This window comes from Halorubrum sp. SS7 (assembly GCF_005435055.1).
Lineage (GTDB): Archaea > Halobacteriota > Halobacteria > Halobacteriales > Haloferacaceae > Halorubrum > Halorubrum salinarum.
This window is the reverse complement of sequence record NZ_SGXV01000022.1, coordinates 1-20,604: the sequence shown is the minus strand read 5'-3', so window position 1 is coordinate 20,604 and position 20,604 is coordinate 1. Positions and strand designations below refer to the sequence as shown.

Annotated in this window: 20 protein-coding genes; 13 read left to right on the top strand and 7 right to left on the bottom strand. The window is 70.9% G+C overall.

Annotated elements, in window-relative coordinates:
* Position 1: 1 nt before the first annotated feature.
* A complete protein-coding gene (locus EXE44_RS20840) occupies positions 2–178 on the top strand; it encodes a hypothetical protein (protein WP_199241222.1) in 177 nt (58 codons plus the stop codon).
* A 104-nt stretch (positions 179–282) separates the two neighbouring features.
* Positions 283–513, top strand: coding sequence for a hypothetical protein (locus tag EXE44_RS15125; protein ID WP_137717834.1), 231 nt, complete (start codon positions 283–285; stop codon positions 511–513).
* Positions 514–562: 49 nt separating this feature from the next.
* Here the strand turns inward: EXE44_RS15125 and EXE44_RS15120 are convergent, their stop codons facing one another.
* Positions 563–916 (bottom strand): VOC family protein, encoded by a 354-nt coding sequence (locus EXE44_RS15120; protein ID WP_137717833.1) that lies wholly within the window; start codon positions 914–916, stop codon positions 563–565.
* 67 nt (positions 917–983) lie between these two features.
* On the bottom strand, positions 984–2,393 hold the full coding sequence (locus EXE44_RS15115) for a tRNA(Ile)(2)-agmatinylcytidine synthase (RefSeq protein WP_137717832.1): 1,410 nt from the start codon (positions 2,391–2,393) through the stop codon (positions 984–986).
* Between the two features lie 212 nt (positions 2,394–2,605).
* Here EXE44_RS15115 and EXE44_RS15110 point away from each other — a divergent pair, with 212 nt between their 5' ends.
* Positions 2,606–3,577, top strand: a complete 972-nt coding sequence (locus tag EXE44_RS15110) for a transcriptional regulator (protein WP_137717831.1) — start codon at positions 2,606–2,608, stop codon at positions 3,575–3,577.
* A 59-nt stretch (positions 3,578–3,636) separates the two neighbouring features.
* On the opposite strand, the gene minD is transcribed toward EXE44_RS15110, so the two are convergent.
* Positions 3,637–5,340 (bottom strand): cell division ATPase MinD, encoded by a 1,704-nt coding sequence (gene minD / locus EXE44_RS15105; protein ID WP_137717830.1) that lies wholly within the window; start codon positions 5,338–5,340, stop codon positions 3,637–3,639.
* 177 nt (positions 5,341–5,517) lie between these two features.
* Between minD and ahaH the strand changes: the two genes are divergently transcribed.
* From ahaH to EXE44_RS15055, 10 genes are all read left to right on the top strand, one after another.
* Positions 5,518–5,874 (top strand): ATP synthase archaeal subunit H, encoded by a 357-nt coding sequence (gene ahaH, locus EXE44_RS15100; RefSeq protein WP_137717829.1) that lies wholly within the window; start codon positions 5,518–5,520, stop codon positions 5,872–5,874.
* Positions 5,875–5,878: 4 nt separating this feature from the next.
* Positions 5,879–8,086, top strand: a complete 2,208-nt coding sequence (locus EXE44_RS15095) for a V-type ATP synthase subunit I (RefSeq protein WP_137717852.1) — start codon at positions 5,879–5,881, stop codon at positions 8,084–8,086.
* Between the two features lie 200 nt (positions 8,087–8,286).
* Entirely contained in the window at positions 8,287–8,541 is a 255-nt protein-coding gene (locus tag EXE44_RS15090) for a hypothetical protein (RefSeq protein ID WP_004598766.1), read from the top strand.
* A 21-nt stretch (positions 8,542–8,562) separates the two neighbouring features.
* Positions 8,563–9,141, top strand: coding sequence for a V-type ATP synthase subunit E (locus EXE44_RS15085; RefSeq protein WP_137717828.1), 579 nt, complete (start codon positions 8,563–8,565; stop codon positions 9,139–9,141).
* Positions 9,138–10,184 carry a V-type ATP synthase subunit C gene (locus EXE44_RS15080; RefSeq protein WP_137717827.1) on the top strand — a complete coding sequence of 349 codons (1,047 nt, stop codon included), beginning with the start codon at positions 9,138–9,140 and terminating at the stop codon, positions 10,182–10,184. The genes EXE44_RS15085 and EXE44_RS15080 overlap by 4 nt, the downstream gene beginning before the upstream one ends.
* A complete protein-coding gene (locus tag EXE44_RS15075; RefSeq protein WP_121563633.1) occupies positions 10,181–10,510 on the top strand; it encodes a V-type ATP synthase subunit F in 330 nt (109 codons plus the stop codon). The genes EXE44_RS15080 and EXE44_RS15075 overlap by 4 nt, the downstream gene beginning before the upstream one ends.
* A 1-nt stretch (position 10,511) precedes the next feature.
* Complete coding sequence (locus EXE44_RS15070; RefSeq protein WP_137717826.1) at positions 10,512–12,275, top strand: ATP synthase subunit A; 1,764 nt, start codon at positions 10,512–10,514, stop codon at positions 12,273–12,275.
* Positions 12,276–12,277: 2 nt separating this feature from the next.
* Complete coding sequence (locus tag EXE44_RS15065; protein WP_137717825.1) at positions 12,278–13,699, top strand: V-type ATP synthase subunit B; 1,422 nt, start codon at positions 12,278–12,280, stop codon at positions 13,697–13,699.
* A gap of 138 nt (positions 13,700–13,837) precedes the next feature.
* Positions 13,838–14,539, top strand: a complete 702-nt coding sequence (locus EXE44_RS15060) for a V-type ATP synthase subunit D (RefSeq protein ID WP_137717824.1) — start codon at positions 13,838–13,840, stop codon at positions 14,537–14,539.
* Positions 14,540–14,642: 103 nt separating this feature from the next.
* Positions 14,643–15,032, top strand: coding sequence for a DUF6276 family protein (locus EXE44_RS15055; protein ID WP_137717823.1), 390 nt, complete (start codon positions 14,643–14,645; stop codon positions 15,030–15,032).
* A 41-nt stretch (positions 15,033–15,073) separates the two neighbouring features.
* Here EXE44_RS15055 and EXE44_RS15050 read toward each other — a convergent pair whose 3' ends face one another.
* The 4 genes from EXE44_RS15050 to EXE44_RS15035 form a co-directional block, all read right to left on the bottom strand.
* Positions 15,074–15,424, bottom strand: a complete 351-nt coding sequence (locus EXE44_RS15050; protein ID WP_137717822.1) for a PLD nuclease N-terminal domain-containing protein — start codon at positions 15,422–15,424, stop codon at positions 15,074–15,076.
* Positions 15,425–15,521: 97 nt separating this feature from the next.
* Complete coding sequence (locus EXE44_RS15045; RefSeq protein WP_137717821.1) at positions 15,522–17,027, bottom strand: stage II sporulation protein M; 1,506 nt, start codon at positions 17,025–17,027, stop codon at positions 15,522–15,524.
* 45 nt (positions 17,028–17,072) lie between these two features.
* Positions 17,073–19,988 (bottom strand): DEAD/DEAH box helicase, encoded by a 2,916-nt coding sequence (locus EXE44_RS15040; protein WP_199241221.1) that lies wholly within the window; start codon positions 19,986–19,988, stop codon positions 17,073–17,075.
* A gap of 100 nt (positions 19,989–20,088) precedes the next feature.
* On the bottom strand, positions 20,089–20,604 hold a 516-nt coding region (locus tag EXE44_RS15035; RefSeq protein ID WP_137717820.1), incomplete at its 5' end, for a sensor histidine kinase KdpD.

Sequence of the window (20,604 nt, the reverse complement as noted above, 5' to 3'; positions counted from 1 at the left end):
CATGTCGACCGAGAACGCCGCGACCTTCGACTGCCCGGAGTGCGACGTGAGCGCCCCCTCGACGTCGGTGCCGTACGACTCGCTCGGCTACGTCCTCTGCCCGGTGTGCGGGTACGCCGCGTCGCCGAACGCGGAGGGGTCGCCGAGCGCCGGTCGGTCGCCGAGCACGGGCGACTGACCCGACCGACGCCGCGCCCGGCCCGGACCGTCGGCCGGCGGACGGCCCCCGCTCGGCCGCCGCGGAACCGCACCGCTTTAGCCGCGGGGCGCGTCCGCCCGGGTATGAGCTGGTCGCTGGAGCGCGACGACGGCACGGTCACCGAGTGGGAGCGATCGGACGGGTACGCGACCGTCAGGCTCCGCGAGCGCTCGGCCGGCGGCTTCGTCGTCCGCCTCGACGTGATGGAACAGGCGACCGACGAGTCGGCCTACGAGCGCGAGCGGTTCGACGACCGGGACGCGGCCGAGGAGCGGGCGACGGCGTGGCGCGAGGAGCGCGACCTCCACGGGTAGCGCGGGCCTGCGACGGGTAGGACGGGCCCTCGACGCGCGGCGCGGGCACCTACTCGATGTCGACGCCATCGTCGAGGAAGACCTGACACTCGACGGTCCGGCCCTCGGGGTCCTCGGCGAAACACTGGTAGATGTCGTACGTCTCGTTCTCTCGCGGTTCCGTCACGACCGCGTCGCCGAGCCGCTCGCTCGCGGCGTCGACCCCGTCGCGGTCCGGGTAGACGAAGGTGAGGATGCCGCAGTCGTCGGCCGCGTCGCGCTCGCAGAACCCGAACAGGAACCCGTCGAACTCTAAGATCGTACAGTCGGGCTGTTCGAGCCGCACGGTCGCGTTCAGCCGCTCGCGGTAGAACTCGACGACCGCGTCGCGCCGCTCCGTCGCGTGGAAGACGATGCCGGTCATAGCGGTCGCTCGCGGCGGAGGCACTTCATCGCTCCGGGCGACGCGGTCGAGGTCGCCGGACGCGATTTCACCGCTCCGGGTGCGTGGGCGCGTCGAACCCGCCGCGGACGAGCGGCTTCGCGACGTGGCGGCGCGCGCTCGGCGGCACCTCGTACCACCCCGGTTCGAGGTCGCGTTCGATCGGTTCCGCGACCTTCCCCGGCGCGCTCGTCCCGCAGTCGCGACACCGGTACCCCTGTCCGCTCCCCGCCGACGACATCGACCGCCCGCAGTCGGGGCAGGTCGGGACCGCTGGCGCGGTCCGGACGAGGTCGCGGACGGCGAACTTCTCCAGTTTCAGGGTGCTCTCGGGCCCCGCCGCGTCCGCCCGCACCTCGTGTTCGCCGCAGAGGGTGACCCGGTCGCCCGGCCGGAGCGCGCGCACCCGGTCGCGGAACCGGCCCGTGGGCGCGAACGCGACGGCGCGGAGGCGGTCGGAGTCGGTCCCGTCCCCGGCGTCGGCCGCGCCGTCGTCGGCGACCGCGTCGCGGTCGGCCGCCACGTCGACGTGGACGTGTCCCCCCCGTTTCGTCTCCGGCTGGCTCGCGATCCTCCCGGCGACCCGATAGCCGGCGCCGTCGCGGAGGTCGCCGATCCGGCCGGGCGCGAGGTGCGCGTCCGTGCCCTGGTTCGTCAGGAACGTCGCCGCGCGCTCGACCGGCTCGCCCTCGATCCCGTCCGCGATCTCGCGGCACGCGGCCGGGTCGTCGCCCCGGATCCCGTGGAGGATCGGGCCGGGGGCGTTCGGGACGCAGACGGCCGCGCCGGTCTCCCGGTCGACGGTGTCCCAGACCGTCGGGTACCCCTCCGCCGCGGCGTCGAAGACGCTGTCGGCGTCGACCTCGCGCGGCGTCCCGCAGCGGTCCAGCTCGCGGTAGGAGATGCGCTCGAAGGTCCAGTCGTCGAACGCGGCCGGCGCGCCCACCGCCGCGAGCGCGCCGATCCGGCCCCGCCCCGCGACGGCCTCGTCCGCTCTCTCCGCCCCGCCGGCCGAGCCGACCGCGGCGTGTCGGAACCCCTGTTCCTCCGCGACCTCGACCGCCTCCGCGACGGAGAGCCGCTCGCGGAGCGCGCGCCGCGCGAACGCGGCGACCGCCTCGGGGATCGGCGCGCCGGTCGGGTCGAAGGGGTCGCCGTCTGCGTCGCGGTCGGCGACGACGACGCCGGGGGAGGTCCGCGGGTCCGCCGCGGCGGCGAACTCCTCGACCGTCTCGACCGCGACCGCCGCGGCCCGCTCCGCGTCGACCCCGGAGACGTGGAGCGCGACCGCGGCGTTCCCCCGCGTCTTGTGTTTCACCGCCGGGTTCAGGCGGACGAGGAGGCGCCGCCGGATCCGGGCGCCGCCGTCCGCGAGCCGCGCCGCGATCCGCGTCGCCACGTACGTCGTACACATCCCGCGCTCGCGGGAGTCGGTGTCGTCGACGGCGACGATCGGCATGTGCCCGCGTTCGCGGCGGCGCGTCAAGCCCCTTTCGAGGCCGGCCTCCCCCGACCGCCGAGCGGAGCCCCGCGGCTCGCCGACCGCGTTTCCGGGGCGGTCGAGTATTTAACCGTTTCCCGCCTCGAACGACGGAAATCGCAGGCGGGCGGCAGTTTCGTCGCCACACCGACGACACAACGCATATATACGGCGAGACGCTTATTCCGGCTATGTCCCGGACTGCGCTCATCGGGAACGTCACCGCGATGCTGGAGGACGCAGGGTTCCTCGTCAGCGACCGGTGTGCGGTCCGGCCCAAGAGCTTCGACGTGGCGGCCCGCCGCGACGAGGACCTCCTCCTGTTGAAGATCCTCGGCAACGTCGACGCGCTCGACGCGGAGACCGGCGCGGAGATGCGCCGGCTCGGCGAGTACCTCAGGGGGACGCCGATGGTGATCGGGATCCGCACCCGCGACGAGGAGCTGAAGCCCGGCGTCGTCTACTTCCGACACGGCGTGCCGGTGATCAACCCCGACACCGCCTACGACCTGTTCGTCGAGGGGATGCCGCCGCTCATCTACGCCGCCCCCGGCGGCCTGTACGTCAGCCTCGACGGCGACCTGCTGGCCGACGAGCGCGAGGAGCGCGGCTGGTCGCTCGGCCGGCTCGCGAACGAGCTGGGCGTCTCCCGGCGCACCGTCTCGAAGTACGAGGACGGGATGAACGCCTCCATCGAGGTGGCGATCCAGCTGGAGGAGCTGTTCGACCAGCCGTTCTCCAGCCCGGTGGACGTGCTCGACGGCGCGGACGAGGTCCGCGACTCGGAGCCGACCCCCTCCGCGCCCGAGGCTGACCCCGACGACGAGCACGTCCTCCACGTGCTCACGAGCGCGGGCTTCACCGTCCACCCGACCGCTCGCGCCCCGTTCAAGGCCGTCTCGGAGGACGAGGACAGCCCGGCGACGCGCGTGCTCACCGGCCACTCGGCGTTCACCGCCGCGGCCGAGAAGCGCGCCCGGATCATGTCCTCCATCGGCGAGGTGGCCCGGACCCGCTCGGTGTACTTCACGGAGGAAGACGAGAAGCGCGAGTCGGTCGACGGCACCGCCCTCGTCTCCTGCGAGGAGCTCGCCGAGGTCACCGACCCCGAGGAGATCCGCGAGCTGATCCGCGACCGCGCCCGCGCCCCCTCCGAGGCCTGACCGGCTCGCCGCGGCCCACCCGGTTCTCCCGTCTCACTCCCGCCGACGAGCCGTCGCCCTCACCGGCCGAGTAGCCGACTGAAGAAGCCGCCGTCCTTCTCCTCGTCGTCGTCGGCGTCCGCGGTCGACTCCGCCTCGGCGTCCGCCGAGCGTTCCCCGTCGTCCGCCTCCGCCTCGCTCTCGCCGTCCTCCTCGGACAGCACGGTGTTCATCGTCCCGGTGTCGTCGTCGCGGAACGGGATGCTGCCCGCGAGTTCGTCGTCGATGTCGTCGTCGGTCTCCGAATCGGCGCCCGAACCGCCCTCGGGCCCGTCGCCGCCGGCGTCGCGGCCGGCGGTCGCCCCGCGCGCCGTCTCGTCCGCGTCGGGGATCGTGTCCGACTCCTCGTCCGTCGCGGCCTCGGGGCCGGTGGCCTCGAGCTCGGCGGCCGCTCTCCCGCCGCTCACGGACTCGTCGCCGGCGCCGGGTCCGCCGGCCTCGTCGCTCTCGGTCGCCTCTCGGTCGGCGCCGATGCCCTCGCGAGCCGCCCCGTCGCCGTCGTCGACGGGCTCCTCCGGCTCGTCGCCGTCGTCGGGTGTTCCCTCGTCGGTCGTCTCGCCTCCGTCATCGTCGGAGGCCTCGCTCCCGCCGCCACCCGCGTCGTCGTCGCCGTCTTCGTCGGTGTCGTCGTCGCCGTCTTCGTCGGTGTCGTCGCCCGCGTCCGGACCCGCCGCCTCGCTCTCGCTCGCGACGATGATGTCGTCGCCGTCGCCGGGCTCCGCCACCCCGGTCGCGTCCGGGTCCGCGACGATGATGTCCTCGTCCTCCCCGTCGGCCTCGTCCGGCTCGCCGGTCTCTTCCGCTTCGTCGGCCTCGCCCTCGCCGCCGTCGGGCTCGTCGTCGGCCGCCGGCCCGTCGTCGACGATCACCGCGTCGTCGTCGGGCGCGTCCGGCTGTCCGTCCTCGGTCTCGTCGCCCATCTCGTACGCTTCCTCGGCCTCGTCATCGATCTCGCTCTCGGCTTCCGCTGCGGGCGCCTCGGTGCCGCCGACCGCCTCGGCCGCGGGCTCGTCGAGCCCGGCCCCGTCGACGGCCGCGCCGGTCAGCGCTCGGGCGAGGTCGCGGTACGCGCGCGTCGCCGGCGCGTCGGGCGCGACGGCCAGCAGCGGGCGGTTCGCCGCCGCGGCCCGGGCGACGGCCTCGTCGTCCGGGATCCGGCCGAGGACGGGGACGTCGAGCAGGGCGGTGACGACCTCGTCGGTGTCGTCGGTCACGCGGGTGATCGCGGCGCCGGCGACGGTCCCGCCGAGCCGCTCGGTCAGCTGCCGCGTCTTCTCGGTGTCGCCGAGGGCGCTCCGCTCCGGCGTCGAGACGAGCAGCGTCTCGTCGGCGATCGCGAGCGGGAGCGTGGAGTCGTGAGACAGCCCGGCGCCCGCGTCGACGAACACGTAGTCCGCGTCGTCGAACGCCTCGACGACCCGGCGGAGCCCCGACGGGTCCGCGGCGGCGTACGCGTCGAGATCGGTCGCCCCCGGGACGACCCGGAGGCCGGACGGCCCCTCGCGGACCGCGTCCTCCGGGTCCGCCTCGCCGGCCAGGGCGTCGTGGAGGGTGGTCTCGCCGGGCGTCACCCCGACGGCGCCCGCGAGGTTCGCCATGCCGAGGTCGGCGTCGATCGCGACGACGTCGGCGCCCGAGTCCGCCAGGATCGTCGCCAGCGCGGCCGTCGTGGTGGTCTTCCCGACCCCACCCTTCGCCGACGCGACCGCATACACCGTTGCCATACGGTGAGGGTCCGGCGACTGCTACTTAAATGTAGGCGGCGGCGCCCGGATCTCCCGGCCGTCGCGGCCGGGTCCCGGCCGGAATCCGGGCGAGATCGCCCCGGAATCGGCGCGCAACCCCGCGGGCTTTCGCAAACACCTTATACGTCGCTTGTAGAGTTTCAGGCGATTAGTAGCATGGCGAGACCAGAGGTGCTCAACTCGATCAAGGAGGCCGAACGGGAGGCGGACGAGATCATCGCTGACGCGGAAGCGGACGCCGAGGAGCGCCTCGCCGAAGCTCGAGAGCGCGCGGACGAGATCCGCGCCGAGGCCGAGGAGGAGGCGGAGGCCGAGGCCCAAGAGCGGCTCGAAGCGGCCCGAGAAGAGATCGAGGAGCGGCGCGAGGAGATCCTCGAATCGGGGCGTGCCGACCGCGACGAGCTCGAACGCGAGGCCCGCGACCGTGTGGAATCGGCCGTCGACTACGCCGTAGAACAGTTCGAGGCGGCGGTCCACGACCAGGCCGAGGAGGCGGTGGATGCTCAGGCCTGAGCAGATGAGCCGGGTGTCGGTGACGGGCTCGAAGCGCGTCATCGACGACGTCATCGAGGCGGCGTACGCCCACCACTCCCTGCACGTCACGGACTACGACGACCGGTACGAGGGGTTCGAGCCCGGGACGTCGCTCGACGGCGCGGAGACCGTCAACGAGCGCCTCGTCACGGTCCGGTCGCTCGAGAGCATCCTCGACGTCGACGAGGACGACGCCGAGGTCGCCCGGTCGCTCGACGACGACGAGCTCGTCGCCGAGCTCGAACGGGTCCGCGAGCGGGTCAACGAGCTCAACGACGAGCGCGACGAGCTCCAGGCCGCGATCCGCGACCGCCAGGAGGAGATCGACCGGATGGAGCCGTTCGCCGAGCTCGGGATCGACCTCGAGTACCTGCGCGGCTACGACTCGGTCGAGGTCGTCGTCGGCGAGGCAAAGCCCGACGCCGTCGAGGCCGCGCTCGCCGACGCCGACTCGATCGACGTCTTCGACGTGTTCGTCGGCGGCGACGTGCTCGCCATCGTTGCGCGGCCGACGGACCCCGACGCCGAGGGCGTCGTCCAGGACGCGCTCGTCGGCGTCGACATCGCGCTGCTCGACGTGCCGGACGCCGACGCCAGCCCGGAGGAGTACGTCGCGGAGCTGGAGGCCGAGCAGGCCGACCTCCGCGACGAGCTCGCCGGCGTCGAGCGCCAGCTCGAGTCGGTGAAAGAGGAGGCGGCGGGCTTCCTGCTGCGCGCCGAAGAGCAGCTCACCATCGAGGCCGAGAAGAAGGAGGCGCCGCTCTCGTTCGCGACCACCGAGAACGCCTTCGTCGCGGAGGGGTGGGTACCGACCGAGACGTACCCCGACTTCGAGGCGGCGATCGTCGACGCGGTCGGCGACCACGTCGAGGTCGAGGAGCTCGAACGCGCCTCGTTCACCCCCGACGGCGACCACCACGCCGAGCCGGTCGAGGACGGCGACGCGGGCGGCTCGGCCGACGAGAGCGCCGCTGACGCGGACCGCGAGGCGGAGACGGCGGTCGCCACCGACGGCGGCCACGCGACGCACGGCACCGACGACCCGCCGGTCGTCCAAGACAACGGCAGCGCGGCCGGCCCGTTCGAACTCCTCGTTCAGGCGTTCGGGCGGCCGAAGTACTCGGAGTTCGACCCGACGCTCCTCGTCTTCCTCACGTTCCCGGCGATGTTCGGGTTCATGATCGGCGACGTCGGGTACGGGGTCCTCTACGCCGCCATCGGGTTCTTCATGTACTCGAACTACGAGGGGGCGTTCCGCGAGCTCGGCTCCGTCGCGATGTGGGCCGGCGGCTTCACGATACTGTTCGGGATCTACTTCGGCATCGACCTGTTCGGCTACCACGCCTACCAGCTGCTCGGCATCCACTGGCCGGTCGCCGGGAAGGGGCTCTCGCCCGCCGACCTCAACTGGGGGCTGTCCTTCCTCGTCGTGAGCGTGGTGTTCGGGATCGTCCACCTGAACGTCGGTCACGTGCTCTCGTTCGTGAGCACCGCCCAGCAGCACGACCTGAAACACGCCGTGTACGAGGCCGGCTCGTGGCTGCTGATCCTCAACGGCGCGTGGATCTGGATCTTCAGCCAGCACGTGCCCGGTCCGAAGCCCGACTTCCTGTTCGAGGCGGTCTCGATCCTGACGTTCGGCGCGGTCTCGTTCAGCGGCTTCCCGGTCGTCGTCGGTATCGCCGGCGCCGTCGGGGCGGGCCTCGGGATCGTGCTGCTCGGCATCGGCGAGCCGCCGGAGCTCGCGGAGTTCCTCTCGCCGATCGTCAACGTCATCTCGTACGCCCGGATCATGGCCGTCCTGCTCGCGAAGGGCGGGATGGCGCTCGCGGTCAACCTGCTCGCGTTCGGCGCCTACATCGACGACGGCGGCGACGGGAGCTTCCACTTCATCTTCAGCGCGGACTACCTCGCCAAGGTGCAAGAGACCGCGGACTACGAGCTCGTGTTCGCGGGTATCACCACGGCGTTCGACCCGGCCTCGATCGGTCTGGTCGGGATCGTCGCCTTGGTGGGCGGGATCGTCGTGGCCGTCGTCGGCCACGTCGTCGTCCTCCTGCTCGGGGTCACGTCCGCCGGCATTCAGGCGGTCCGCCTCGAGTACGTGGAGTTCTTCGGGAACTTCTACGAGGGCGGCGGCCGCGCGTACCTCCCGTTCGGCCGCGACCGGAAGTACACCCGCGACGACTGACGACGCCCGGTCGTCGGTCGCCGCTCGGTCTCGCCGCTTCGACCGCGGTCGAACCCGGCAATTCCGTCGGGTTCTGACGCGGATAGCACCCGCTTTCCCCGCCGTTCTCCCGGATTCCGTTCGGTCGTTTTGGGAAGCTTTATGACTCCTGTAGGGGCAAATAGCAACCGTTCGGAGACGAGCAACAGCAACTACTACCAATGTTTGAAGCTACCAACGAACTCGGGAACCTCGTACTGTCGACCGGTGGAACGCTGACTGACCCCAACGCCGCGGCGGCGCTCGCCGTCGGGCTCGCGGCGCTGGGCGCAGGCTACGCGGAGCGCGGTATCGGGTCGGCCGCCGTCGGCGCGATGGCCGAGGACGACGACCTCTTCGTCAACGGGCTCATCCTGACGGTCCTTCCCGAGACGATCGTCATCCTCGCGCTCGTCGTCGTCTTCATCGTCGGGTAACTCTCCAGCGTTTTTCAACCAATGAGTTTGGAAACCGTCGTTGAGGACGTTGAAGATGAGGCCCGCGCGCGTGCGGAGGAGATCCGCGAACAGGCCGAGGCGGAGGCCGACGAGGTCATCGACGAGGCGGAGGCCGACGCGGACCGCATCCGCGAGGAGCGGCTCGCAGAGGTCGAGAGCCAGATCGACCAGGAGCGCGAACAGACGCTCTCGTCGGCGAAGCTCGAGGCCAAACAGGAGCGGCTGGGCGCCCGCCGCGACGTCTTGGAGGACGTCCACGACGAGGTCGAGGCGGCGATAGCCGACCTCGACGGCGACGACCGCCGCAACCTCACGGAGGCCTTACTCGACGCGACCCTCGCGGAGTTCGACGACGACGAGGACGTCGCCGTCTACACCCGCGCCGAGGACGTCGAGCTGCTCGAAGAGCTCGTGGCGGACCGCAACGCCGAGGTCGACGGCGAGGTCGACTGCCTCGGCGGCGTCGTCGCGGAGAGCGACACCTCCCGCGTTCGCGTGAACAACACGTTCGACTCGGTCCTGGAGTCCGTCTGGGACGACGAGTTGAAGAACATCTCGGAGCGGCTGTTCGACCAATGAGCGCCGCCGGTAGCTCGAACCCCGAGTACGTCGTCGCGCGGGTTCGTGCCCGCCGCGGCAGCCTCTACGGGGACGAGGAGTACCGCAAGCTCACCCGGATGGGGCCGGCCGAGATCGCCCGGTTCATGGAGGAGTCGAGCTACGGCGAGGAGGTCAACGCGCTCGGCAGCCGCCACGGCGGCGTGGACCTGATCGAGTACGCGCTGAACCGGAACCTCGCCGAGCAGTTCGACGCCATCCTCGACTGGAGCGAGGGGCCGCTGTACGACCTCATCGCCCGCTACCTCCGGAAGTTCGACGCTTGGAACGTGAAGACGGTCATCCGCGGCGTCTACACCGACGCGGACCAGTCGGCCGTCGAGGCCGACCTGATCCGCGCCGGCGAGTTCGACGACCGGCGCGTCCGTCGGCTGCTGGAGGCGGACTCGATCGACGGCGTGATCGAGGTCCTCGAAGACACGATCTACGGCGAGCCGCTGCGCGAGGCGTTCGCCGAGTACGAGGAGACGGGCGTGCTGGTGCCCTTGGAGAACGCGGTCGACCGCGCGTTCTACGAGCGGCTCCTCTCCGGGCTCGGCGGCGACGAGCCGACCCGGCAGTACGAGGCGTTCCTCAAGGCGGAGGTCGACTTCCGGAACGCGACGAACGCGCTCCGGCTCGCCCGCTCGGGCGCGGACATCGACCCCGCGGCGTACTTCATCGAGGGCGGCGACCTGTTCACCCGCTCGTCGCTCGCGCGGCTGGCGCAGAACCTCGACGAGCTGGTCGAGTACATCGGCGACAGCCAGTACGGCGACGAGCTCGGGCCCGCGCTGCGCGAGCTCGAGGAGGCGGACAGCCTCATCGCGTTCGAGCACGCCATCGACGGCGCGCTGTTGGCGTACGGCGACCGCCTCGGCACGATCCACCCGGTGTCGGTCACCCCGGTGATCTCCTACATCCTCGCGAAGGAGCGCGAGACGGAGAACATCCGGGCGATCGCCCGCGGGAAGGAGGCCGGCCTCTCGCCCGACGAGATCGAATCGGAGCTGGTGATAACATGAGCCAGGAGATAGCGGTCGTCGGCAGCCCGGAGTTCACGACCGGATTCCGCCTCGCCGGCGTCCGAGCGTTCGAGAACGTGCCGGACGAGGAGAAGGACGAGCGGCTCGACGACGCCGTCGAGCGGACGCTCGACGACGACGACGTCGGCATCATCGTGATGCACGACGACGACCTCGACCACCTCTCGCGGGGGACCCGCGAGGCCGTCGAGGGGAGCATCGAGCCGGTCCTCGTGACGCTCGGCGGCTCCGGCGCCGGTAGCGGCGGGCTGCGCGACCAGATCAAACGCGCCATCGGCATCGACCTGATGGAGGAAGACGACTAATATGAGCAAAGCAGACACAACCGACGCCGAGACAGACAGCGGCGTCATTCAGAGCGTGAGCGGTCCGGTCGTGACCGCCCGCGATCTCAACGCCCGCATGAACGACGTCGTCTACGTCGGCGACGAAGGGCTCATGGGGGAAGTGATCGAGATCGAGGGCGACCTCACGACCGTTCAGGTGTACGAGGAGACCTCCGGTGTCGGCCCCGGCGAACCCGTCGAGAACACGGGCGAGCCGCTGTCGGTCGACCTCGGCCCGGGGATGCTGGACGCCATCTACGACGGCGTTCAGCGCCCCCTGGACGTGCTGGAGGGCAAGATGGGCAGTCCGTACCTCGACCGCGGGGTCGACGCGCCCGGTATCGACCTCGAGGAGGAGTGGGAGTTCGAGCCCGAGGTCGAGGCAGGCGACGTCGTCGAGCCCGGCGACATCGTCGGGATCGTCGAGGAGACGGTCACCATCGACCACAAGGTCATGGTGCCGCCGGACTACGAGGGCGGCGAGGTCGTCGCTGCCGAGTCCGGGAGCTTCGACGTGACCGAGACGGTCGTCGAGCTGGACAACGGCGAGGAGATCTCGATGCACCAGGAGTGGCCGGTGCGCGAGGCCCGCCCCGCCAACGACAAGAAGACGCCCCGGACGCCGCTGGTGTCCGGCCAGCGCATCCTCGACGGCCTGTTCCCCATCGCGAAGGGCGGGACGGCCGCCATCCCCGGGCCGTTCGGCTCCGGGAAGACGGTCACCCAGCACCAGCTCGCGAAGTACGCCGACGCGGACATCATCGTCTACGTCGGCTGCGGCGAGCGCGGCAACGAGATGACCGAGGTCATCGAGGACTTCCCCGAGTTGGAGGACCCGGCCAACGGCAACCCGCTGATGGCCCGCACCTCGCTCATCGCGAACACCTCGAACATGCCCGTCGCGGCGCGTGAGTCCTGTATCTACACGGGGATCACGATCGCCGAGTACTACCGCGACATGGGGTACGACGTGGCGCTGATGGCCGACTCCACCTCGCGGTGGGCGGAGGCCATGCGCGAGATCTCCTCCCGGCTGGAGGAGATGCCCGGCGAGGAGGGGTACCCCGCGTACCTCGCCGCCCGCCTGGCGCAGTTCTACGAGCGCGCCGGCTACTTCGAGAACATCAACGGGACGGAGGGCTCCGTCTCGGCGATCGGCGCGGTGTCGCCGCCCGGCGGCGACTTCTCCGAGCCGGTCACCCAGAACACGCTGCGTATCGTGAAGACGTTCTGGGCGCTCGACGCGGACCTGGCGGAACGGCGCCACTTCCCGTCGATCAACTGGAACGAGTCCTACTCGCTGTACAAAGACCAGCTCGACCCCTGGTTCGAAGACGAGGTCGCCGACGACTGGGCCGAGCGGCGCCAGTGGGCGGTCGACGTGCTCGACGAGGAGACGGAGCTGCAAGAGATCGTCCAGCTCGTCGGGAAGGACGCCCTGCCCGACGACCAGCAGCTCACCCTGGAGGTCGCCCGCTACCTGCGCGAGGCGTACCTCCAGCAGAACGCGTTCCACCCGGTCGACACGTTCTGTCCGCCGGAGAAGACGTACCTCATGCTGACGACGATCCAGACGTTCAACGACGAGGCGTTCGACGCGCTCGACGCCGGCGTCCCGGTCGAGGAGATCATCGACATCGACTCGGCCCCGCGGATTAACCGTATCGGCGTCCAAGAGGACTACGAGGAGTACGTCGAGGATCTCAAAGCGGAGATCACCGAGGAGCTCCGGAGCCTCTACTGACCATGAAAGAGTATCAAACCATCACCGAGATCAGCGGTCCCCTCGTGTACGCCGAGGTCGACGAGGCGATCGGCTACGACGAGATCGTCGAGATCGAGACGGCACAGGGGGAGACGCTGCGCGGACAGGTGCTCGAATCCTCGGAGGACGTGGTCGCCATCCAGGTCTTCGAGGGCACCTCAGGCATCGACCGAGACGCGTCCGTCCGCTTCCTGGGCGAGACGATGAAGATGCCCGTCACCGAGGACCTCCTCGGGCGGGTGCTCGACGGCTCCGGCCGCCCGATCGACGACGGCCCGGAGATCGTTCCCGAGGAGCGCCAGGACATCGTCGGCGCGGCGATCAACCCGTACTCCCGGGAGTACCCCGAGGAGTTCATCGAGACGGGCGTCTCCGCCATCGACGGCATGAACACCCTGGTCCGGGGGCAGAAGCTCCCGATCTTCTCCAGCTCCGGCCAGCCGCACAGCGAGCTCGCGATGCAGATCGCGCGGCAGGCCAGCGTGCCCGAGGAGGAGGAGGGCGACGACGAGGACGGCTCCGAGTTCGCCGTCATCTTCGGCGCGATGGGGATCACCCAGGAGGAGGCCAACGAGTTCATGGAGGACTTCGAGCGCACCGGCGCGCTCGAACGCTCCGTCGTGTTCATGAACCTCGCGGACGACCCCGCCGTCGAGCGGACGGTCACGCCGCGGATGGTCCTGACGACGGCCGAGTACCTCGCCTTCGAGAAGGACTACCACGTCCTCGTCATCCTGACGGACATGACCAACTACTGCGAGGCGCTCCGCGAGATCGGGGCGGCCCGCGAGGAGGTGCCCGGCCGCCGCGGGTACCCCGGGTACATGTACACCGACCTGGCGCAGCTGTACGAGCGCGCCGGCCGGATCAAGGGGCGTGAGGGCTCTGTCACGCAGATCCCGATCCTCACGATGCCGGGCGACGACGACACCCACCCGATCCCGGACCTGACCGGGTACATCACGGAGGGGCAGATCTACGTCGACCCCGACCTCAACAGCCAGGGCCTCCAGCCGCCGATCAACGTCCTCCCCAGCCTGTCGCGGCTGATGGACGACGGCATCGGCGAGGGGCTCACCCGCGCCGACCACGCCGACGTGAAAGACCAGATGTTCGCGGCGTACGCGGAGGGCGAGGACCTCCGCGACCTCGTGAACATCGTCGGTCGCGAGGCGCTGTCGGAGCTCGACAACAAGTACCTCGACTTCGCGGACGCGTTCGAGTCCGAGTTCATCGACCAGGGCTTCGACGAGAACCGCGACATCGACGAGACGCTCTCGATCGGCTGGGACCTCCTCTCGATGCTGCCGAAGGACGCCCTCAACCGGATCGACGAGGAGTTCATCGAGGAGCACTACCGCGAAGACGAGTCCGAGCGCGAAGTCCTCGAAGCGGCCGACTGACGGCCCGAATCACTTTTTGACGCCTGCGACGCCGCGCCCGGACAGCGGCGCTGATCACCGTCGCTCCCAGTCGTCGTCGGGGGTGACCCGCCGCGTCTGAAAAGAATTAACCGCCTCGGAGCGGAAGCTTCCCTCAAGATGGCCAAGGACGTCAAACCGACGCGGAAGAACCTGATGGCGATCGAGGACCGCATCGAGCTCTCCGAGCGCGGTCACGACACGCTCGAACAGAAGCGCGACGGGCTCATCATGGAGTTCATGGACATCCTCGACCAGGCGCAGGACGTCCGGTCCGAGGTCTCCGAGAACTACGAGACGGCCCAGCGCAAGATCGACATGGCCCGGGCGATGGAGGGCGACGTCGCCGTCCGCGGCGCGGCCGCGGCGCTGAAAGAGCACCCCGAGATCACGACCCAGTCGAAGAACATCATGGGCGTCGTGGTCCCGCAGATCGAGTCCTCGAAGGTCCAGAAGAGCCTCGACGAGCGCGGGTACGGCCTGTTGGGCTCCTCGGCGCGGATCGACGAGGCGGCCGACGCCTACGAGGAGCTGTTAGAGAAGATCATCCTCGCGGCCGAGGTCGAGACGGCGATGAAGAAGATGCTCACCGAGATCGAGACCACGAAGCGCCGCGTGAACGCCTTGGAGTTCACGCTGCTCCCGACGCTCTACGAGAACCAGGAGTACATCGAGCAGAAGCTCGAAGAGCAGGAGCGCGAGGAGATCTTCCGCATGAAGAAGATCAAAGCGAAAAAGGAGGAAGAAGAGCGGGCGGAGGCCGAGGAGGCGACCGCGGAGGTCGCGGCCGCGGAGACCGAAGAGCTCGAGCCCGCCGACTGACGCCCTCGCGGCGTTCGCCTCGAATCGCCATCACCGCTTCCGCGCCGGTCCCGCTCGTTTTCCCGCCGTCGGCTTTTAGCCCGCCCCGCACGTAGCGACGGGTGTGTCCTGTCCACACTGTGACGCCGAGGTCGTCGCCTTCGCGGTGCCGCCGGCGCTCCGCGAACACGCCCCCGCCGATCCGGCGGCGATCTGTACGCGGTGTCTGCGCGTCGCCGCGGCCGACGAGGCGGGCGTCGCGGACGCGGCGACCGACGACCCCGACCTCGGCCGCGTCGACCCCGCGTTCCCCTCCGGCGAGGCGGGGATCGCCTTGGCGCTCTGTTGCGGGAACCTGGAGTCGTTCGCCACGAACCGCGCGTCGATCGAGGCCCTTGTCCGCCACGCCGAGGGGGCGGGCGCGGACGTGTTCGCGTTCCTCGGCCGGCTCGACGCCGCCGACGCCGCGTTCGACCTCGACCGGCGCCGGAAGGCCCTGATCGACGCGCTCTGAGCGGACGCGCGTCGAGCGGTGCGCTCCCGGCCGCCGAGCCCCTACAAGTCGACTCCGTCCGGGTCGTTCCACTCGTCGTCGTCGCCGTCGTCGTCCGCCTCCGTTCCCGCCGGACCGAGCCGCTCTTCTCCCTGCCGCGACTCGTGGACGGCGAAGCCGCCGGTGCGGCCGTCGTCGCCGCCGGCGTACGGGTCGGTCTCCGGGTCGTAGTCGCGCTCGTCGCGCTCGAACACGTACGCGAAGAAGCCGAACAACGGGACGAAGAAGGCGATCAGCGCCCACTTCCGCGGGTCCATGCCGTACTTGGGCGCGTCGACGTACGCGTAGGCGGCGAAGCCGACGAGCCACGCGAGCGGGACGCCGACGAGGATGACGGCGACGAGCGGTGTCATACCGTCGCTTCGACCGCGCGGTAATAAGGCTGCGGGCGGCGTCAGCGCCCCGCTCCGCCGCAGGAACCGAGGCCGGCGCGTCGGCGGGCCGCGTCGCTCACAGGAACGGCCGCCAGTAGAACGGGCTGACGAACCCCTCGATCACGGCGGCGACGGCGAACAGGATTCCGAGACCGACGGTCACCCAGAAGGCGGTCTCCAAGGCGTCGGCGAGCCGCTCGCGGCTCGCGCGGCCGCGGAACGTCCGCCACGAGACCGCGCCGAGGTGGACGCCCAGCGCGCCCGAGGCGACGAGCGCGGGGATCTCGAAGATCCCGTGGGGGACCACGAACGCGACGAGCGCGGGGAGGTTCTCCTCTAAGGCGGCGGTGGCGCCGAGCGCGAGGCCGTTGAACGCGAGCGACGAGAGCGCGGGGAGGACGAACCCCGCCCCGGAGAAGGCGGTCGCGATCGCGACGCCCCAGTTGTTCCCGAAGTACGTCAGCGCCGCCACGGGCGGGATCTGTCCGACCAGCCGTCCCTCGATCGAGGTCGGGACCGTCTCGGCGAACGGCGCGGCGGCCAGCCAGCCGAGCGCGCCGAAGCCGACGGCCACCGCGAGCGCGAGGGCGTGGTGGCCGGGCGTCGACCGGACGAAGCTCCCGAGCGCTCGCCAGCCGCGGCGGGCTCCGCCGACGAACTGCGCCCTGACGCCGGCCTCGGGCGGCGAGGCGGGGTCGACCGTGCCGCGGTAGTCGCCGTAGAGGACGGTCTTCAGCAGGTCGAGCGCGGGCGCGACGACGACCGCGCTGGCGAGCGCGACGACGGGGCCGCCGCCGAGGAACGCGATCCCGGAGGCGACCGACGCGACGGCGACCAGCGAGCCGATCGCGACCACGAGGTAGGCGGCGGCGTCGACGGGGTTCGAGCGCACGAAGCCGCCCGCGCCCTCGACCGCGCCGACCACGCCGGCGTCGTCGACGACGACGGCGACCGGCGCGAACGCGAACAGGATCCGGACGAGCGCTAAGGCGACGAACCCGACGAGCAGGGCGGCGACCGCGACCGCGGCGCCGAGGAACGGGTTCGCGAGGAACGCCGCGCCCACCGCGATCGACCCGAGCGCGACGACGGCGATCCAGAGGAGGAGCTCGGCGACGTACACCCCGAGGAACGTGAGCCAGCGGGACCGCGCGCCGGCGATCCCGCCGACGAGCCCCCGCTCGTCGCGGAGGCTCGTGATCACCGCGGAGAGCTGCCCGGCCGAGACGACGGCGTACGCGACTATCGCGAGGGCGACCGAGACGAGTACGCCGGCGACGAACAGGGCTCCGACCGTCGGCGTCAACAGGGGCTCGAACGCGGGCGTCAGGCCCTCGGCCCACGCCTGAATCGCCTCCGGGTCCTGCGTCTCCGGCGGCGGCTCGACCCCGGCGAGGGCGTCGCCGGCGGTCGCGAGCCGCCCGGAGAGTTCGAGGTGGAGGTAGATCCCCGCCAGCGCGGCGAACGTGCCGAGGCGAGCGATCACCGGGACCGCGGTCCCGAGGAGGTAGAAGGGGAGGAGCTGTGCGGGGCGGCGACGGAGGGTCGCTGTCGTTGCCGAGACGGCGGCGGAGAGGTCCATGTCCTCGCTTCGGCCGTGCCACACAAAAAAGAGCGTGTCCGGGAACTAATCCCAGAACGACTGCGTGCGCGCGTACTCCCGCTCCTGGCGGAGCACGTCGCGGTAGAACTCGTCTTCGTCCTCGCGCAGCTTGTTGATGATCCGCGCGGCGTTGTGGGGGCCGACGCCCCGGGCGGCGAGGGCGATCACCGCCCGTTTCCCGTGGGTCTGGACGAGGCTCGCGGCGCGGTGGGCGCGCTCGGTGCGGCGCTCCTGCTCGTCGTCCTTCTCGGGCGCGCGCACCGCGGCGACCGTCTCGTCGTCCCACGGGTTCAGCGCCGCGATCCGCGTCGACCCGCACTCGGGGCACTCGGGCTGGTCGCGGACGCGCCGGACCTTCGTCGTCTGCTTCCAGTCGGTACAGTGGAGACAGAAGAGGATGACGCGGTCGTCCCGTATGCGCTCCTTGACCGTCTCGATCACGTCGGCGTCGGCGTTGTCGGGGACGAGGAACTCCGTGCCGGCGGACCGGCCCGCGGTGCCGAGCGGGGTGCGCTCGCGGGCGATCGCGAGGTCGAGCGAGCCGTCCTGGACCGCCGCGAGCAGGTCGGCGGTCTCCGGCACGGCGAGGTCGGCGTGGAACACCTCGCGGAGCGCCTCGTCGTAGACGGGCGTGTCCTCCAAGGCGGCGAGCAGGCGGTCGCCGCCGAACTTCCCCCGCCCCTCCTTGTAGCGCTTGACGGCGCCGAACTTCGCGGCGACCTGCGCGAGCGTGAACTTCAGCGCGTCCGACTTCTTCACCGCGAGTTCGAGGTACGCCTCCAGGCGGTCGGGGTCGGTCGTCTCCAGCACCTCGCGGAAGGTCCCGGGACCGACGCCGCCGGGGACCTCGAACTCGATCCGGTACGGGTCGACGTCCATGCCGACCGACGAGCCGGCACGTTGGCCGACCAACGCCGCGAGCAGGCGTGCGAGCGTCTCGTTGACCTCGTGGCCGAAGGCGGCGTTGACCGCGACGGTGCGCGCGCTCCCCTCGATCACGACCCGCTCGTCCGTGGGGACCGGGTGGCCGGCGTCGACGTGGTCGACGACGGACTTCAGCGCGGCCGCGACCGTCTCCGCGTCGGTCGGGTAGCGCTCGGCGAGGTCGGCGGCGACGGCCTCGGGGGTCGAGCCATCCTCCAGCGCGGCCGCGGCCTCGCCGCGAATTCGACCCACCTCCTCGGCGACGGGCTTCGGGACGGGGATCTCCTGGCCCACCCACGAGGGGACCTCGCCGGTCGGGTCGGGGATCGGCGTCACGTTCACGCGCTCCTCATCCTCGTCGATCTCCGTAATCCGCCACATCTCGCCGCGCTGGACGAACGTCTCGCCCGGCCCGGCGAAGTTGACGACGAACTGCTCGTCTAAGGTCCCGATACCCCGCCGCGAGGACATGTCGTACACCTCGTAGGTGGCCTCGTCGGGGATCATCGAGAGGTTCGCGTAGAAGTACTGCCAGGTGCCGCCCGACTTCTCCAGCGTGTCCGTCTCCTCGTCGAGCCACAGCAGTCGGTTGCCGTCGAGCTCGCGGACGACCTCCTGGAACCGCGGCTCGGAGAGGTCCCTGAACGGGTAGGCGTCCGTGATCGTCCGGTACGCCTCCCGAGCGTGGAGCTCCCCCTCGTCCATCACGAGGCCGACGATCTGGTTCGCGACCGTGTCGAGGCTGCCGTGGTGGATGTTCGCGGGCTCGACGAGCTCCTCGCCCGCCCGCCGCGCGATGGCCATCGCTTCGAGGGTGTCGTCGCCCCCCTGCGCGACGACGGTCCCCTCGGAGACGAGGTCGCGGCGGTGGCCAGCGCGCCCGACGCGCTGGAGCAGGCGGGCGACCTCGCGCGGGCTCCCGTACTGGACCACGTGGTCGACGCGGCCCACGTCGATCCCGAGCTCCATCGAGGAGGTACAGACGAGCCCGTCGAGGTCGCCCGACTTGAACCGGTCCTCCACGTCGATCCGGACCTCCTTCGAGAGCGACCCGTGGTGGAGCTCGATCTCCGTGGGGTCGTCGACCCCGCGCTCCCGCTCCTTTTCGGCGAGCGTCTTGAACCGCGAGCCGAGCGCCTCCGCGGTCTGTCGCGTGTTGACGAAGATCAGCGTCGACTCGTTGTCCGCGACGATCTCGCGGATCGTCCGCACGTGGCTCGCGGTCGTCTCGTCGACCGCGAGTTCGCCCGCGAGCGTCGTGTCGCGATCGGTAATCGACGGGTCCAGCACGCGCACGTCGGTCCGCGTCCCGGCCGCGACCTCGACCGTCTCGAAGTCGCGGTCCCCCTCGCGGTCAGGGTCCCGCGTCCCCGTCCCGACGAGGAACCGGCCGACCTCCTCGGGGTCGCCCACCGTCGCGGAGAGCCCGATCCGCTGGAACGGCCCCGCGACGCGGCGGAGCCGCTCCATGCCGACCGTGAGCTGGGCGCCCCGCTTCGCCGAGGCCAGCTCGTGGACCTCGTCGATCACGACGTGCGCGACGTCTTCGAGGGCGACTCGCATCTTCGAGCCCGTCAGGATCGCTTGGAGGCTCTCCGGCGTCGTGATGAGCACGTCCGGCGGGTCGTCCGCCTGCTTCGAGCGCTCGTACTGCGTGGTGTCCCCGTGGCGCACCGCGACCTCGACGCCGAGGGTCTCGCCCCACCACTCCAGCCGGTCCATCATGTCGCGGTTGAGCGCGCGGAGGGGGGTGATGTAGAGGGCAGAGATGCCGTCGCGGGGCGGGTCGCCGGGCGAGTTCCGGGCCTCGGCGAGCGCGTCGAAGACGGGGAGCATCGCGGTCTCCGTCTTCCCGGTGCCCGTGGGGGCTAAGACGAGCGCGTTCCGCCCGGCCGCGAGCGGCGGGATCGCCTCGCGCTGGGGCTCGGTGGGCGTGGAAAACCCCCGGTCCGACAGCGCCTCGCGGACCTCGCTCCCGAGGTGCGCGAACGCGTCCATCCCCGACGGCTCCGACATTAACTGATCGCCGGGTCTTGGGTCGTCGGGCGATTAAGCCCGTCGCTGTGCGCGATCGATCCGCCCATCGCGTCCGGGCGGAGCGGCGGCCCGGACGCGCTCAGTCGGCGCGGCGGAGTTCGACGGTGAACACGCTCCCGGTCGGATCGTTGTCCTCGACCCACACGTCGCCGCCGTACCTGTCAACGAGCGTCTCGACGAGGTACAGCCCGATCCCCGTTCCACCGCTCTCGAGTCCCTTCTCGCCCTCCTGGAAGATCTGCGCCTTGTGATCGTCCGCGATCCCGGGACCGTCGTCCGCGATCGACACGCGCACCGTCTCGTCCGACACGTCGGTCGACACCGTGATCTCGGCCACTTCCTTGTCGTTGTGGACGACCGCGTTCGTCAGGAGGTTCCGGAACACCGCCTCCAGCAGGTCGTCCGCCAACACCGTCACGTCCGGAATCGTCTCGTCCACGGTGACAGTCGCCCGGTCTTTGTCCGACCGGATCTGTTCGATCTGCTCGGTGAGTTCGGTGCGGAGGTCGACCGGCGTCTGGTCGGTACCGACCTGTAGCAGCACGTCGGTGACGTCTCTGGCGGTCTCCGTGATGTCGGCGGCCTGCCGCGCCGC

Coding starts and splice junctions, on each gene's coding strand:
- EXE44_RS20840 (WP_199241222.1), top strand. CDS start 2: ATGTCGACCGAGAACGCCGCGACCTTCGACTGCCCGGAGTGCGACGTG.
- EXE44_RS15125 (WP_137717834.1), top strand. CDS start 283: ATGAGCTGGTCGCTGGAGCGCGACGACGGCACGGTCACCGAGTGGGAG.
- EXE44_RS15120 (WP_137717833.1), bottom strand. CDS start 916: ATGACCGGCATCGTCTTCCACGCGACGGAGCGGCGCGACGCGGTCGTC.
- EXE44_RS15115 (WP_137717832.1), bottom strand. CDS start 2,393: ATGCCGATCGTCGCCGTCGACGACACCGACTCCCGCGAGCGCGGGATG.
- EXE44_RS15110 (WP_137717831.1), top strand. CDS start 2,606: ATGTCCCGGACTGCGCTCATCGGGAACGTCACCGCGATGCTGGAGGAC.
- minD (WP_137717830.1), bottom strand. CDS start 5,340: ATGGCAACGGTGTATGCGGTCGCGTCGGCGAAGGGTGGGGTCGGGAAG.
- ahaH (WP_137717829.1), top strand. CDS start 5,518: ATGGCGAGACCAGAGGTGCTCAACTCGATCAAGGAGGCCGAACGGGAG.
- EXE44_RS15095 (WP_137717852.1), top strand. CDS start 5,879: ATGAGCCGGGTGTCGGTGACGGGCTCGAAGCGCGTCATCGACGACGTC.
- EXE44_RS15090 (WP_004598766.1), top strand. CDS start 8,287: ATGTTTGAAGCTACCAACGAACTCGGGAACCTCGTACTGTCGACCGGT.
- EXE44_RS15085 (WP_137717828.1), top strand. CDS start 8,563: ATGAGTTTGGAAACCGTCGTTGAGGACGTTGAAGATGAGGCCCGCGCG.
- EXE44_RS15080 (WP_137717827.1), top strand. CDS start 9,138: ATGAGCGCCGCCGGTAGCTCGAACCCCGAGTACGTCGTCGCGCGGGTT.
- EXE44_RS15075 (WP_121563633.1), top strand. CDS start 10,181: ATGAGCCAGGAGATAGCGGTCGTCGGCAGCCCGGAGTTCACGACCGGA.
- EXE44_RS15070 (WP_137717826.1), top strand. CDS start 10,512: ATGAGCAAAGCAGACACAACCGACGCCGAGACAGACAGCGGCGTCATT.
- EXE44_RS15065 (WP_137717825.1), top strand. CDS start 12,278: ATGAAAGAGTATCAAACCATCACCGAGATCAGCGGTCCCCTCGTGTAC.
- EXE44_RS15060 (WP_137717824.1), top strand. CDS start 13,838: ATGGCCAAGGACGTCAAACCGACGCGGAAGAACCTGATGGCGATCGAG.
- EXE44_RS15050 (WP_137717822.1), bottom strand. CDS start 15,424: ATGACACCGCTCGTCGCCGTCATCCTCGTCGGCGTCCCGCTCGCGTGG.
- EXE44_RS15045 (WP_137717821.1), bottom strand. CDS start 17,027: ATGGACCTCTCCGCCGCCGTCTCGGCAACGACAGCGACCCTCCGTCGC.
- EXE44_RS15040 (WP_199241221.1), bottom strand. CDS start 19,988: ATGTCGGAGCCGTCGGGGATGGACGCGTTCGCGCACCTCGGGAGCGAG.